Raw genomic sequence first — 15,161 nt, 5'->3', positions numbered from 1 at the left:
CCCGACCGCGCACGAGAAATCTCATTTACGACACTTCGGCGTGCCCTAATTGCCAAAAGCCCAGAAGCAAAGGTTAGGGTTACCTCATCACGAACATTCTCCCGTGAGGAAGGGGAGCCGTCTGTTCTGAGTCGATTCGTTGCCAAGCACACGCGCCAAGGCCGCGTCCGGAGGTTGCCACCTCGAACCGGACGCGGCCTTCGCCTGTGTCAGCTCTCGCGACCGGCCAGCCAGCGCGTGATGCGCCCGGCGTCGCCTTCGATGACTCGCCCCGGCATAGCGGCGGCGCTGCGGCGCCAGCCCTCGCCGGCCCACAGGTGCGTCCACTGCGGGTCGCCGGTCTCCGCGGCCTTCTTGCGCAGCGGGGCGAGCAGGCGGTTCACCTCGGGGTAGGCGGCCGGCGTGACGGCGGTGATTCCGTCGAACATCGCCATGAACTCGTTGGCGAGGCCGCGGGCGTAGCGGCCGGAGAAGGCGCGCGTCAGGCCGGTCCCGGAGAAATCGTCGGAGGCGAGGGCCAAACGGTGCGTCAGCGACGAACCGGCCGACGAGGAGCGCAGGTAGGCCGTTCCGGCCTGGACGGCGACGGCGCCGGCATCGAGCGCGGCCTGCGTGTCGGCGGGCGTGGCGATGCCACCGGCTGCGAGCAGCGGTACGTCGACGGCGCCGCGCACGTCGTCGAAGAGCTGCGGCAGGGCGACATCGCTCGGCTCGGCGTAGAGGTCGAACGTGCTCTGGTGGCCGCCGGCGTCGGGGCCCTGAACGATGAGGAAGTCCATGCCGCGCTCGACGGCGGCGCGGGCGTCCTCGGGGGAGGTGACCATCGCGCCGAGGCTCGTGCCGACGCCGCGCAGCGCCGTGACGTCCTCGGCCGACGGCAGGCCGAAGGTGAAGGTGACGACGTCGACGGGGTGGGTGACGAGCCAGTCGAGCTTGGCACCGTAATCGTCGTCGTCCCAGGAGGGTTCGCCGAGTTCGACGTCGAACTTCTTGGCGATGGGGCCGAGCTTCTCGCGCAACCCGGCGAGCGCCTCGGCGTCCGTGCTCTGCGGGCCGGGGATGAAGAGGTTGACGCCCGCAGCGACGCCGGCGTCCTGCACGTCGCGCACCTCGCGGGCCATCGTGTCGACGTCCTTGTTGCCCCCGGCGAGCACGCCCCAGCCACCGGCCTTCGAGGTGTCGATGACGAGTTCCGTGGTCGTGGGGCCGCCTGCCATGGGCGCTGCCACGACGGGCAGTTCAAGACTTTCGAACGAGAACATGCCCTCAGTGTCCCAGGTTGGTCAGCGCTTCGGCTTGTCGCCGCCGGAGGCGAGCACCTCGTGCACCCACTCGGGGGCGGTGGTGCCGCGCGCCTCGTGCGCGGCGATGACGCGGCGGGCGCGCTCGCGGCGCAGGCGACGCTTCGGGTCGCTCGCGGGCACGTGCTGGGCGGGGCCGAAGACGGAGACACCGATGTACTCGAGGCGCCAGCCCATGCGGTAGCCGATGCTCAAACCGGTGTTGTCCTTCATTCCATCTCCTCGTCGGGGCGCGGGTGCGCCGAACGGTCCTGCGGCGAGCCTAGCGCGAATTCCCTGATCGTTTCTCGGGGTGCGTAGGGCCTTCGTCCCGTGAACGATCTTCGTCACTCGGGGCGGGTCGTACTCGCCTCGGAGCCGTGACGATCACGCATACCCCACGCGAGCAACGGCAGCCCGAACGCCGTAACGACGGCGGCGAACAGCGGCAGCCTCGTGGCGGCCATCGTCAGGATGAGCACGCTGCCGATGTACGCACCGAGGCTGATGCCGATCTGGAACGCTACGACGTAGATCGGCGTGGCCGCGTCGTTGTGACCGGGTGTCGTGGCGAGCACGCGCGTCTGCATGGCAACGGGCAGCACGCCGAACGCTCCACCCCAGACCACGGCGGCGACGGCGCCCGTCGCGGTGCCGGGCAGGAACGTCAGGGCGAGCAGCGCAAGGATCATGCAGGTGAGCGCGATGGTCGTCACGCGGCGCGGGTGGGCGTCGAGGTGACGGCTCGCGAACGCCGTCGTGAGAGCGCCGGCCAGCCCGTAACAGAACAGTTCGACGGCGTACGCGGTGCCGGAGATGCCGCGCGCTTCGAGGATCGGGGCGATGAACGCCCAGGCCGCGTTGTGCGCAGTGACGATGAGGGCCGTCACGCCGCAGAGCGTGTAGAACGGCACGCGCATCGACACCGGGATGCGGAGCGAGAACGCGCCGCCGGAACGCGCTTCGAGCGGCGGCAGCTTGAGCTGGCTGGCCATCGCGACGAGCAACGCGATGACGGCGATGACGCCGCTCGCGAACCGCCACCCGACGTGCTCGCTCACGGCGGCGACGAACGGCGGACCGGCCACGACGCCGACGCTCGCACCGAGGAACGCGCCACCGACGGCTTTCGCCTCCGCGCCCTTGCGGGCCAGGCTCGCGGCAGCGACCGGCACGACGGCGAAGATGCCACCGTGTGCGATCGCGCCGATGAGTCGCGCGATCGTCACGACGAGGAGATTCGGGGCGATCGCCGAGAGAGCCATCGAGACGAACAGTGCGAGCAGTGACCCGACGATGACGAGCCGCCGCGAGAGGGCCCGTGTGGCCATGACGACGGGGATCGTCGCCACTCCGACGCCGATGGCGTACCAGGTGACGAGGCGCCCGACGGCGGATTCGGATTCGCCGAGGTCGAGCGTCATGTCGGGCATGGCGCCGACCGGGTACATCTCGGCGGTGAGGAAGACGAAAAGCCCCGCAGCGAGGAGGAAGAGCCGCGTCGTGCGCAGCCGGTCGTCCTCGCCGGCCCCGGTGCGTTGGGGGAGGCGCCGTCGCTCGGCGCGGCGGCGGAGGGCTGCGTCATCAGCCGAGCACGCGCACGAGCACGAACACCGCGAAGACGACGAAGAGCAGCAACGTGACGACCATGCAGCCCATGGTCGCGAGGGTGCCGTTGGCGGCCTTGGGCACAGCGTTGGCCGGGTCGCTCGGGTCGACCGACAGCGGCAGCCGCTGGCCGTCGCGCCCGTTCGTGCTCATGCCGCCGGTCTTCGTCTCCAGGACGTGACGCCCACCGTCGGGGGCCGTGTAACGAATGCGTGCGAGGGAGTTCTTGCGACCGTCCTCGCCGGTGGCGAGCTGGACGACGCCGTCGACGACCGGCCAGCTGCGGCGGCGCACAGCACCCACGATGCCCTTGAGCAGGGCGGCTGCGAGCGCGAGGCCGAAGACGAGTATGACGACGGCGGCAGCAACGGGCACGAATCCACTCTTCACCCGACGAGCGTAACGAGCACCGCGCAATCGGGCTGTCACGGGGCGTGGGCGCAGCGGTCGGCGAGCAGCACGCAAACCCCGTAGGGGTGTCACACGCGTCGCACAGGAACCCCATAGCAACGCGGCGTTGAGTCAGGGCCATGAACACCACACAGAACACCTCGTCCCAGGCCGCCACCTCCCGCTTCGGCTCGCTCAGGAACCTCGGCCGCGGCATCGTCGTCAGCTCCGCGGTTGCCCTCCTGGGCGTCTCGACGATGAGCGCCGCCGACGCCTCGGCAGCCGGCGTGGCCACCGGCATCCGGTACGCCGGCAACGCCGCCGAGGTCGTGAAGCCCGCCCCGACGAACCTGGCCGTCGAGTCGAACGCCCGCTACGCCGTGCGCGACGGCAAGCTCGTGCGCCTGTAGGCCCACCTCGAAGACTCCTGCGGCCGGCCGTTCACGCAGATCGTGACGCCGCGCTGGGCGCCTCACGCCGCGCGACGTTCGTGGTGTTCGGCGCGCCATCCGCGCCCAGCGGGCCGGTTGCAGGCTCACGTGACCTGCGCGCTCATCTCCTCGCGCGGTTCACCCGGTGCCGCGAGCTCCCGACACTCGCGGGCGCCGGCGCGAAACCCGCCACGAACCGTCCTCGTGGCGGGTTTCGTGCGCTCTGGGTCGGACGTCCGATGCGTCATCGGTCACACCCGGCGAGAAATATTGCTGGAAGTCTTTCCAGAAGGTGAAGTCTCCGCCAATAATTGCTCTTAGCCCCCGGCTACCTGATGACCCCAGAGCACCAGGCAGTCGGGGGATCCAACGTTTCTGGGGTCTTTGCCCGCTGACGCCGCTGCCCGCACCCCGCGCGGCAGCGAGCGCGACACGAGCGAAATCCCCGGCCTGCCGCCGGAGACACCGAGGGAGCAACCGCTAAGGTGAGCGCGTGATCGAGCTCGCCGTCCCGGTGTCCCGCGACGGTGCGTCCCTTCCGTTCTACCGCCGCCTCAACGTGCTCTGGCCGCTCACGCGCGTCATCATGCTCGCGCTGTGCGCCCTCTACTCGGGCATGCGTGGCGACCTGCGCTACTACTACGCGCAGGCGGGCCGCTCCGACGTCGTGTCGTCGATGGCCGAGTACCCCTTCCCTGTGGCGCTGTGGATCATGGCCGCCGCGCGCACCCTGCCGTACGCGGGCTTCGTCGCGCTATTCGTCGTCACCGCCATCGCGTGTGACGCCGTGGCGACGCGGCTGTTCGACCGTCACTTCGGGCGCGAGGCCGCGCTGCGGTGGACGCTCTACGGCGGTCTCCTCGGACCGTTGCTCTACATGCGCTTCGACCTGTATGCCGCGTTCGCGCTCGTCCTGCTGCTCATCTTCAACGACGGCGCGGCCCATTCGCGCAGCCGCTCGGTGCTCTCCGGGCTCGCGGTCGCGATGGGCTCGGCCGTCAAGCTGTGGCCGGCCGTCTTCGGCCTCGGCCTGCTCGGCCCCGCGCGCCGCCGCGTCACGCACATGGTCGCCGCGATGGCAGGCGGCATCGCCTGGGTCGGGACGACGGCGCTGTTGGCCGGGCCCCAGCGCGTCACGTCACCGCTGTCCTGGCAGGGTCAGCGCGGCTTCGAGGTGGAGTCGCTGTGGGGTGCCTGGCTCGGTTTCGCGCGGATCTTCGGTTCCACGCCCGTCTCGCTGGAGAAGCGTCAGGGCTCGTGGGAGTACACGGGTGAACTCGCGAACTCACTCATGTGGATGGTGAAGCCGACGCAGTACGTCGGCTACGTCCTCGCGCTGTCGCTGCTCGCCCTCGGCTGGCGGGCCGGGCGTGACGAGCGCGTCACCACCCTCGCGCTGACGATGACGTGCGTCATCTCGGTGCTCATCCTGTCGAGTCCGGTGCTGAGCCCGCAGTACCTCATCTGGCTCATTCCGGCGCTCGTGCTCGTCGACGACGCCCGCCTGCGCCTGCTCGGCGCGGTGACGCTCGTGCTGACGCAGCTGGAGTTCCCGTTCCTGTTCGACGGGATCTTCTCCGATCACACGCTGTTCGCGCTGACGACGCGCGTCGTCATTCTCGTGCGCAACATGCTGCTCGTGTGGTTGACGGTGAGGGCCGTCATGCTCCTCGTGCAGCGCGCTCGAGTTGCTCGACGTCCAGCTTCCGCATCGAGTACATCGCCTGCGACACCCGCGTGACGACCTGCGGGTCCGGGTCGCTCATCAGCTCGTAGAGGCGGCGGGGGATGACCTGCCAGCTCACGCCGAACGGGTCCTGGCACCAGCCGCACTGGCTCTCGGAGCCGCCGTTCGCGGTGAAGCCGTTCCAGTAGTGGTCGACCTCGGCCTGGTCGGCGCACATGATCTGGAAGCTGACGGCCTCCGTCTGCGGGAACTGCGGCCCACCGTTGAGGAGGGTGAAGGGGTTGCCGTCGAGCTCGACCTCCTCCATGAGCACCTGCCCGGCCATGTGCGCGTTCGGGCCGAGGGCAGCCTCGTCGGTGGGATACTGGACGGTGCTCGTGCGCTTCGCGTTGGGAAAGAGCGACAGGTACAGGTCGGCCGCGGCCTGAGCGGTGCCGTCGAGCCAGATGCAGGGCGTGATGTTCGTCGTCATGGGTTCATCATGACCGGTTGGCGCTGCACCGGGGGGCGCGAAGGACCGCCTCATGACGGCGGCTGAAGCTATGCGCGCGATTCGTAGCCGAGGTTTTTGCAGCGGGTCTTGATCTGCTTGATGGCGTCGGTGTCGTTGGTGTCGCTGCTGCCGGGGTAGATGCGGTTCGCTTGCTTCTTGAGTTCGGCGTCGGTGGGTTGGTGGCGCACGTTGTAGACGGTGCGGGCGTTGTTTGCGTGCGCTGCGTTGCAGACGCTTTGGTCGCCAGCGGGAAGGGGGCGGGGTTCGTCCTTTGTGCATGCTGTGGTGAGGGAGAAGGCGCCGAGTGCTGTGAGTGCGACGAAGCTCCTGTGGAGGGTGAGACGCATGTCGGGCCTTTCGCAAACCAGTCAATAACGGTTGAGTAACGGTCCGCGTGGCGCGGTCCTCGCAGGAGTCTACGCAGGGGAATGTGTCCTTGCTCACGTCTGTGTGCCTCGTCGTGTTCTCTTGATCGGACACCCCCTATGCCTGCTGGCGGCAGTTCCTCGTTCTTCCTCGGCCGTGATCGTGTTCGTTCGCCGTGGCGTTGGCTCGCGTGGGCGTTGTGCGCTCTGATCGGTGTGACGTTCTCGATCGAGGCATCGCCTGTCGCTACGGCGGCTGGTGCGGTGAAGCCGGCGTTTGGTGAGGCCAAGAAGCAGACGAGGGTGTCGTCGCGCCCGGATGAGACGTCGGCAGCGGTGTCGGCTCGCGCGCAGGGGTCGCCTGTTGAGGTCGAGTCGTTGCGTTCGGAGACCTCGCAGACGTTCGCGAACCCGGACGGGACGATGACGACGAAGGCGACGTCGGCACCGACCCGGTTCAAGGACGATCAGGGTGCGTGGAAGAACATCGACCTGACGCTCGTGGAGCAGTCGGATGGCACGGTTGCGCCGAAGTCGGTGAAGAACGAGATCACGCTGGGTGCGGGGGATGCCTCGGCGAGCGGAGGTAGTGCGCGCGTCACGGCCGATCAGGGGGTAGACGCGCTCGAGGTGAAGCCGGACGTGAACACGAGTGTGGTGTTCGGGTGGCCGAAGAAGTTGCCGAAGCCGAAGTTGAAGGGCAGCGAAGCGACGTATGCCAACGCTGATTCGGGTGTGGATTACCGGGTGCAGGCGTTGCGGCGGGGCATGGAGACGTTTGTCGATGTCAAGGACGCGAAGACTGTTGAGCGTTTGATCGCGAAGAACGGGCCGGCGAAGGGGCGCCTGGCGGTTGAGTTTCCCGTCAAGCTCGATGGGGTGAGCGCGAAGAAGGAAGCGGATGGTTCGGTTTCGTTCGTCGATGGTGACGGCAAGGTGGTGTCGCATGTCGCGGCGCCGGGTGCGTGGGACGCGAAGGTCATCGAGAAGGCAGGCATTCCGGCGAGCACGACGGACACGCGCCTTGATGTGACGTCGAAGGGGAAGAACAAGGCCATCATCACGGTCTCCGTCGATGCGGGGTGGGCTCGAAGCGGTGCGCGTCAGTTCCCGATCACGATCGATCCGACGTACGCCTCGGGAAGCATCAACGCGAGTTTTGACACGTGGGTTCAGTCTGATTCGAGTTCGGACCATTCCACGGACAGCGAGCTGCGTGCGGGCACGTTTAACGGCGGGGCAACGGTCGCGCGTTCGTATCTGAACTTCCCGTTGGCCGGGCTTGCCGGTAAGCAGGTGGTGTCAGCGTCGTTGTCGTTGTACTCGACGTGGTCGTGGTCGTGCACACCCTCGCGTCTTGATGTGGGCCGCTCTGCGGCCGCTTCGTCGGCGACCCGGTGGACGTCGCAGCCGAATGTGTACGCCTCCGGGGGTTCAGCGTCATTCGCGAAGGGCGCAAACGCCTCGACGTGTCCGGCCGGGCGTCAGGCAATCGACGTCACGCAGGCGGTGAAGGACTTCACGTCGTCGGGGTGGTCGAACGGCTCGCTTGCGTTGCAGGCGAACAATGAGAAGGACTCGAACGGGTGGAAGCGTTTCGCGTCGTCAGAGACGTCGAATCCGCCGCAGTTGACGTACACGTACAACCGGGCTCCGAATGTGGCGGCTGCGCCGTCGTTCGTCGCCAACGGCACGTACGGCAGTGTCGGGTATGTGCAGGGTGGCAAGGTGACGTTCTCGAGTGTCATCACTGACCCGGACGCGTCGCGAGTCAAGGCCACGTTCGAGATCCACAACTCGACGACGACGAGTTCGTCGTCGTTGGTGGCCTCGTGTACGAGCGGGTTGGGTGCTTCGGGTGCGAAGGTCAGTTGCGCTAATGCGACGGACCTTCCGGATGGTGGCACGTATTACGTGCGCGCCAAGGCGAGCGATGAGCTTGGGTTGAGTAACTCGTCGTGGTCGGGGTGGACGACGATCAAGCGCGCCGGTACGGCGCCGGCCGCGCCGAGCATCTCGTGCCCGAACTACGCGAACGGGTCGTGGGCGCAGACCGGGCCCAGCGCGGATGTCTCGTGCACCGTCTCCACGTCGGGTTCGGGCGTGAGGGCCGCGACGCGCCTCGACATTTATGTTGATGGTGCTGCGACGCCGACGAAGACGATCGACGCGAAGCAGACCGCGACGTCGACGACGGTGACGGTTCCGAAGGCGAACGGTGCGCACTCGGTGCGCGCGGTCGCCGTGGGTGGTTCGAACCTGTCCGCGTCGACGACCTCGAGCTTCGGGTGGGGTAAAGCCACGGTCTCCTCGCCGGTCAACGGCGCGTCCACGTCGGGCAAGGTGCGCGTGACCGCGGCCGGTCAGGGCTCGTCCACGCCCACGGCGAAGGTGCAGTGGCGCGTCACCGGGACGAGTTCCACGAGCGCGGAGTGGGTTGACGGCCCGTCTCTGCCGGTGACCGTCAGTAGTGGTGTGGCGAAGGCTGATGGCACGTTCGACACCGCGACGGCGACGACGCGTAAGGACGGTTCGAGCCTGAACCCGCGCGTTCCGGTCACCCTGGATGTGCAGGTGTGCTTCACCTACCCGGGCAACTCGACGCCGCAGTGCACGTGGGATGGCACCGCAGAGCGCATCACCCGCCTTCCGCATGCGTTCGGTAGCACCTTCCCGACGCAGGACACTGGGTTCGGGCAGGTCGCCCAGGTCACCGGTGAACTCAACGTCGACGGTTCCGACGCGTCCGTCCCCGGCCTGGCCGGTGACCTGACGCTGTCGCGTTCGCACCTATCGTTCGCTGGTGACGGCACCCTGAACGGGTGGCCGACCACGATCGCCGATCAGGTCTTCGGTCCCGGCTTCAGCGCCAACCTCGACGGCCCCGACGCGGGCCTCGGCGGCATGAGCGTCATCGACCAGACCGCTACGGACGGCACGATGATCCTCGCCGACACCGACGGCAGCGTGTTGGTGTTCGGTCAGCCTGGTGGTGGGCGCACGAAGGACCTCGCGGGCACCTACGAACCGATCACGCAGGACACCGTCGACTCGGGCCTGAAGCTCGTCGTCGCGACGGGCGGCACGTCCATGACAGTGACCGAGGACGACAAGACGGTCACGACGTACACGTTGACGAACGGTCAGTGGGGTGTGTCGAAGGTCGCTGAGCCCGGTACGGCCGGCACGACAACCTACACACGTGACGGCACCGGCCGTGTCACGCGCATCCTGTCCGGACTGCCCGACGGCTTTACCTCCGCCGACTGCCCCGGCACGGGAGCGTTGACGAAGAAGGGTTGCCGTGCCCTGGACATCACCTACGGCGCGAGCACCGGTAATGGTGACGTGACGGGGCAGGTCAAGAGCGCCAGCGCGTACCTGTGGGACCCGGCCTCGAACGCGATGAAGTCCACGCCCGTCGCGACGTACACCTACGACAGCAACAAGCGCCTGGTGAAGGTGACCGACCCGCGCTCGAACCTGTCGACGAGCTACACGTGGGACGGTGACTCCACCCGCCTAGCGTCGATCGCCCCTTCAGGTCAGGCCGCGTTCCGCATCACCTATGACGGGGACAAGAAGGTCAAGCAGATCACTCGCGACGCAGCCACCACCGGCGGCAACAGCGCTGCGTTGTACTCGTTCGTCTATGGCGTGCCCGCCACGGGCAACAGTTCCTTGCCGTCCCTCGGCGCGACGGATGTTGCGAAGTGGGCCCAGGCTTCCGTCCCGGCGACGGGGTACGCGGTGTTCGGCCAAGACCACCCCGTCAGCAGCACCAACGCATCAAACATCAGTGCGGGCGACTGGTCGTACGCGTCGCTGTCCTACGTCGATGCGAACAACTATGAAGTGAACAGCGCTGAGTACGGTGCGGGGCAGTGGCTCGTCAGCTCCAGCGACTATGACGCGCAGGGCAACCCGATCCGTACGCTGACGCCGCAGGGCATCAAGGCTGCCCTCGACGCGACCCCGGATGGTGCGGACGCGGCCGAGGTCAAGTCGACGAGCGACTTCTACGCGACGAGCACGATCTACAACGACGACATCAAGGACGCCTCCGGTACGGTGACGTTGCCTGCGGGTTCGCGCGTGGTGGACGTGTTCACGCCCGCGTCACAGATGAGTGTCGGTGGCGCGTTGGTGACGGCGCGTAAGAAGGTGCACACCGACTACGACCAGGGCGCGCCGAACAGTGGTGTGAACCCCGCGACGGGGCAGCCGTACTCGCTGGCGACGACCGTGACCGCGTCGGTCATCGACAACGCCGGCACACAGCTGAGTGAGCTGTCGAAGACGACGAACGGGTACGCCGCCATCAGCAGCGGCGACACCGACGGCTGGAGCCTCGGCATGCCGACGACAGTGACGACGGGCGGGGTGACGCGCACGACGCGCTACGACTCTGCTGGGCGCACGATCGAGGAGCGCCAGCCAAAGGCCACCTCGACCGCTTCTGCGGGAACTCGTCGCACGGTGTTCTACACCGCCGGTACGAACAGTGATGACGCGCAATGTGGGAACAAGCCCGAATGGGCCGGCTCACCGTGCCGAGTCTTCCCCGGTACTGCGCCCTCGAGCGGGCCGAGTCTGCCTGACGCACGCACCACGGGCATGGACATGTGGCTCAACCCCACCACTGTCGTCGAGGCATCCGGCAGCGCGAATCGCACCACGACGACGAGATACGACGCGGCGGCTCGCCCGGTCCTCGTGAAGGCCACTGGCAGCATCCCGGGCGCAACGGCGATTCCTGCGACGTTCACGCACTACAACACGGTCGGCCTGGTCGACTACACGGGTGACGCCAACGACGCTGGCACCGACGCGACGAGCAATCGCATCAGCACCGGCTATGACAACTGGGGCCGCAAGACCTCCTACACGAACGAGTCCGGTGAGAGCGCGACGACGACGTACGGTGTTGACGGTGCCGTCGCGAGCGTGTCCGATCCGAAGGGCACAACGGCGTACACCTATGACGGCACCGACGCGGCCGGCAAGACGGAGCGCCGCGGCCTCGTCACCGGCATGAGCGTGACACGCCCCGGTACTGGTGGTGACCTGACCTACGGTGCGGCGTTCGACATTGACGGCAAGATCATGCAGGAAGACATGCCCGGATTCGTCACCGCACGCACCGACACCAACACCCTCGGTGAAGTGACGGGCCTTTCGTACGAGGGGCAGGTCACCCCGGTCACCGCGACGACGGCTGATGACGGCACGGTGAGCTGGACGCCCGGTACGCCGACGACCGGTACCTGGATGGCGTGGACGCAAGAGCGCGACGGGCTGGGCCGCGTGGCGCGTCAGTACACCGGCGCGGGTGCGGCGTTCGACGGCGACCCGGGCATCGCTGAAGACGGCGACACCAGCCACATGAGCGTCGGCACGGGCAAGGCGTACGACAAGGAATACTCCTACGACGGCTTGTCGCGCCTGACGAAGGTCACCGACCGTGAAAAGGCCGCCGGTGCGGGTGCGATCGACCCCGACACCAAGGTCAGTGCGGACGCGGCGTGCGCGGCGCGCACGTACACCTTCGACGCGAACGGTAACCGCACCGCTAGCAACGAAACCACCCACGCTGACGGTGACTGCGCCGGCACGGCCAACACGACGAGCACATCGGCGACGATGGCGTACGACGATGCTGACCGTCCCACGACCGGCAAGAACGGTGCCGGCTCGTACACCTACGACGCATTCGGTCGCCAAACTCTGATGCCGAAGGCGGATGCCCCAAACCCAGGAGCGGGTGACGTGACGCTCGGCTACTACCTGGACGACTCGATTCAGAAGATCAGCCAGGGCGGCACCGTCACGACGTTCACACTGGATTCGGCGGGGCGGCGTAAGGCGCAGACGTCAACGCCGAGCAGTGGCGCAGCGACGACGCTGACGCGGCACTACACCGATGACTCGGACAACCCGTCCTGGGTGGAACTCAGTGGTGGCGGGCTCGAGCGGTACACCGACTCCGTCAGCGGCTCCCTCGGCGCGATGCTCGACGAGACCGGCAAGGCGAACATCGCGCTGATCGACCCGAACGGCAACACCGCCACTAGCCTTGAGATCGCGGCCGTGAACGGCACGAACACGCCCGCGACCTCGATCACGGACTGGAGCACGTACAGCGAGTACGGCCAACCCACCACCGGCGGCACCACAGGCACCAATGCGAGCAGCGGTGTCCTCGGGTACGGATGGCTCGGCGCCCACCAACGCGCCACCACCCCGGACACCGCTGGCCTGACCCTCATGGGAGCCCGCGTCTACAACAACCAACGCGGACTCTTCACCAGCCTCGATCCCGTCTACGGCGGCAACGAGACCAGCTACGCATACCCGAACGACCCGCTAAACTTGCGGGATACGACAGGCCTGCACCGCTCTGTCGAAGGCGGAGGTTTTGTCGCGCCGGGAAGGGCCGGCCAATATGGTCAGCGTGGCTCAGCTCCTCGCGCTTACAAGCCGCCTAAGAATGCTATCGCTAAGCCCAAGAAAACTCGAAAATCGCTACTCCGCCGTGAATATTTCATCTACGAGATTCAATTTTTAGGTGGAGGTTTTTGGCGAACTTGGAAGTATGGTATTTCGGGGGTTAGTTGGAAGCGTGCCCAAAATCAGATATATGCCTGTCAAGCCTGGGGTAGAACCATTTGCAAATGGCGAAAGAAGGGCATTAGATACTCTTACTACGAGGCAAGAACCGTGGAGATGACGTTGATAGCAAAGTATTACTATAGAAATGGAAAGTGCCCACCCGGGCATAAGACTGGAAGCAGTAAGGGGTGTTCTTGATGTCCAAGCTTCGCGTGGTAACGATTGACGACAGGCTTCCACCGGGAACTGTAGAATTGCCCCGAGAGGCGTTCTGGTTAGCCGCGATCGCTGCGGGTCACGTAACGGTGGAATTGGCGAACCTTGAGCGGCCTCTAGTGGGGCCCAGAGGCTACCTGGTTGCAGACATGACTGATTCTAGGGCGCTGATAGAGTCGCGGCTGAGTGATATGACGCTGTCTTCAGGGCCGACGTCGCCTCCTTACCTAGTGCAAATTGTCGAAGGGATTGGGCGACTGTCGAGTGGCAACTTGGCGGAGCTTAAGAGCCGACTTGAGGGCGTGGAGCAGGATTTCTTCCGCTTGGATTTCCCCGTTAGGAAGAGTAGATCTATTCTGGAAGCTAAGCTCACGTGGACGATAACTTCGACCGAGGGGCCCAGTTTTATGCTTTCGGTCAAACACTCGGATGGCCTCTCTCTGTATTCATTGCCCGATGATTACGCAGAGTACGTTTTGGCAAAGGGGGTTGCGCGGTCTATCGTCGCGGACGATTCATGCCCCTTGTTTGAAGATTCTCATCGCAACGGATACTTTAAGTCCGCGCCCTCCTATGAGGTCGCCGGCGACTATTTCGAACTCCCGACTTCGTTCTTTTTGACCGGTGGTTCAAGGCCTCGGTAGTGGGCCGACGCTTGGTAGCTGATGGTCTGGGGCTGGCGCCTGAAGGTATCTGTCTTGAGGAGAGTTAGGTTGATATGGGTGGTCAAGTTCCTGAATCCGAGCGCGCTGCCGCGTAGGGGGTTCGAGGAATGCGTTGGTCGTTTCTGTCAGGTCGTTACCGCTTGCCGGGGCACTCGAAGTGGATCCAGGACGTCGGCGGCCAACTCTTCAGGCTCCCGCCGATGTCCGCCACCTCGATCAGCGCGCCGGCGTCCCGCAGGCGCGGAGTTAACCATGACCAATGGCCCGTGTCGGTCCGATCCTGTCAACGGTAGGCGACGAGCAAGCGCTGGTCGAAGCCTTGGTCGTTCCCATCTCGGCGTGCACCTTGTCGATGACGTAGGATCCGCGGGCGTCGATTTTCGCGTTGCCGAGGTGAAGGCCGCTGATGCCGCGCATCGCGGGGCGGTGTCAAGGCGTGGAAGCAACGTGGGGTTGTCCGACGAGAAGTCGTTGGAAGGATTCTCGGGGTGTGAGGTAGCCGAGCGTGGCTCGGGGGCGTTCGTTGAGTTCGCTGCTGATGGCGCGTAGGTAGGGCTGGTGCGCGGGGATGGCCTCGCCCTTGGGTAGGTACTCGCGGATCAGCCGGTTCGTGTTCTCGTTGCTCGGGCGCTGCCACGGCGATCTGGAATCGGCGAAGTAGACCGGCAGAGCAGTGGCCAGGCTGAGCGCGGCGTGGCGGGTTATCTCACTGCCTTGATCCCATGCCAGCGACGCGCGCATCATCTCGGGCAGTTCGCGGGTGTGTTCGATGAGGATGTCCGCGATGCTGGCGCTGTCTTTGCCCATCGGGCAGGCCAGGATCGTGACGTAGCGGCTCATGCGCTCGACGAGGGTGATCGCGCACGTGGCACCGTTCTTGCCGATGATGAGGTCGCCTTCCCAGTGGCCCGGGACGCGCCGTTCGAGCGCGCTCAGGTCGCGTTCACTCAAGGGCGTCATTCCGACAATCGGGGCCTTCTTCGTCCGCGAGCCCGGCTGTGGGCGTGTGTGGCGACGCGTGCGTTTGGACTGCAAGAACACGCCATGCTTGACCAGCTCCGCGCGGGGCATGGCGTAGATGAACTGGTAGATCGCCTCATGGCTGGCGACGTGCCCGTCGGCTAGTAGCGAGTTCGGCATGCGTTCAACGCTCGCGTCTGCTGCTTCGAGGCGCAAGCGGCCCGGGATCTGGCGTGGGGTGCGTGACTGGCGTAGATCTGCCAGCACGCGCGCACGCAGCACCGGACACGAGGCGACCTTCGCATCTTGCGGGCGCGTCCTGCGACGCTCGGCCTTCACGTCGGCGCCGACGGCAGGGCGTGTCAGATGGTCTGTGTAAGCCGTACCGAGAGGAACGGTAAGAATCATGACCATGACCGACGAGAAGAACCCAGGCGAGCCCTCGGGCCAGGAC

General features: G+C 66.3%; 10 protein-coding genes. 3 read left to right on the top strand and 7 right to left on the bottom strand.

Annotation, left to right across the window (positions count from 1 at the left end; translation table 11 throughout):
• Positions 1-209 precede the first annotated feature (209 nt).
• The 4 genes from D1832_RS08790 to D1832_RS08775 all read right to left on the bottom strand — a co-directional run bounded on the left by D1832_RS08790 (position 210) and on the right by D1832_RS08775 (position 3,278).
• Positions 210-1,262, bottom strand: a complete 1,053-nt coding sequence (locus D1832_RS08790; protein WP_118913535.1) for a nitronate monooxygenase — start codon at positions 1,260-1,262, stop codon at positions 210-212.
• Positions 1,263-1,283: 21 nt separating this feature from the next.
• Positions 1,284-1,514 (bottom strand): hypothetical protein, encoded by a 231-nt coding sequence (locus D1832_RS08785; RefSeq protein WP_047310965.1) that lies wholly within the window; start codon positions 1,512-1,514, stop codon positions 1,284-1,286.
• A gap of 113 nt (positions 1,515-1,627) precedes the next feature.
• Positions 1,628-2,791, bottom strand: coding sequence for an MFS transporter (locus tag D1832_RS08780; RefSeq protein ID WP_274541959.1), 1,164 nt, complete (start codon positions 2,789-2,791; stop codon positions 1,628-1,630).
• A 73-nt stretch (positions 2,792-2,864) separates the two neighbouring features.
• A complete protein-coding gene (locus D1832_RS08775; protein ID WP_165357951.1) occupies positions 2,865-3,278 on the bottom strand; it encodes a DUF3592 domain-containing protein in 414 nt (137 codons plus the stop codon).
• A 140-nt stretch (positions 3,279-3,418) separates the two neighbouring features.
• Here D1832_RS08775 and D1832_RS08770 point away from each other — a divergent pair, with 140 nt between their 5' ends.
• Together D1832_RS08770 and D1832_RS08765 are read left to right on the top strand one after the other, a co-directional pair.
• Positions 3,419-3,688, top strand: coding sequence for a hypothetical protein (locus D1832_RS08770; RefSeq protein WP_118913533.1), 270 nt, complete (start codon positions 3,419-3,421; stop codon positions 3,686-3,688).
• A gap of 514 nt (positions 3,689-4,202) precedes the next feature.
• A complete protein-coding gene (locus D1832_RS08765; RefSeq protein WP_118913532.1) occupies positions 4,203-5,450 on the top strand; it encodes a glycosyltransferase family 87 protein in 1,248 nt (415 codons plus the stop codon).
• Here the strand turns inward: D1832_RS08765 and D1832_RS08760 are convergent.
• Both D1832_RS08760 and D1832_RS15560 read right to left on the bottom strand, forming a co-directional pair.
• Complete coding sequence (locus tag D1832_RS08760; RefSeq protein WP_118913531.1) at positions 5,371-5,868, bottom strand: VOC family protein; 498 nt, start codon at positions 5,866-5,868, stop codon at positions 5,371-5,373. The genes D1832_RS08765 and D1832_RS08760 overlap by 80 nt on opposite strands.
• Positions 5,869-5,936: 68 nt before the next feature.
• Entirely contained in the window at positions 5,937-6,236 is a 300-nt protein-coding gene (locus tag D1832_RS15560; RefSeq protein WP_118913530.1) for a hypothetical protein, read from the bottom strand.
• A 282-nt stretch (positions 6,237-6,518) separates the two neighbouring features.
• On the opposite strand from D1832_RS15560, the gene D1832_RS08750 reads away from it, so the two are divergent.
• A complete protein-coding gene (locus tag D1832_RS08750; protein WP_182434728.1) occupies positions 6,519-13,064 on the top strand; it encodes a DNRLRE domain-containing protein in 6,546 nt (2,181 codons plus the stop codon).
• A 1,112-nt stretch (positions 13,065-14,176) separates the two neighbouring features.
• On the opposite strand, the gene D1832_RS08740 is transcribed toward D1832_RS08750, so the two are convergent.
• Positions 14,177-15,161: IS30 family transposase (locus D1832_RS08740; protein ID WP_118913527.1), on the bottom strand; the 985-nt coding region annotated here is incomplete at its 5' end.

Source organism: Dermacoccus abyssi (assembly GCF_003515945.1).
GTDB lineage: Bacteria > Actinomycetota > Actinomycetes > Actinomycetales > Dermatophilaceae > Dermacoccus > Dermacoccus abyssi.
Note: the sequence above shows the minus strand (reverse complement) of the source record. Positions and strands in the feature narration are given on the sequence as shown.

Excerpts from the sequence above, each read along its gene's own strand:
- D1832_RS08760 (WP_118913531.1), bottom strand. The coding sequence starts at position 5,868 with ATGACGACGAACATCACGCCCTGCATCTGGCTCGACGGCACCGCTCAG.
- D1832_RS15560 (WP_118913530.1), bottom strand. The coding sequence starts at position 6,236 with ATGCGTCTCACCCTCCACAGGAGCTTCGTCGCACTCACAGCACTCGGC.
- D1832_RS08770 (WP_118913533.1), top strand. The coding sequence starts at position 3,419 with ATGAACACCACACAGAACACCTCGTCCCAGGCCGCCACCTCCCGCTTC.
- D1832_RS08785 (WP_047310965.1), bottom strand. The coding sequence starts at position 1,514 with ATGAAGGACAACACCGGTTTGAGCATCGGCTACCGCATGGGCTGGCGC.
- D1832_RS08790 (WP_118913535.1), bottom strand. The coding sequence starts at position 1,262 with ATGTTCTCGTTCGAAAGTCTTGAACTGCCCGTCGTGGCAGCGCCCATG.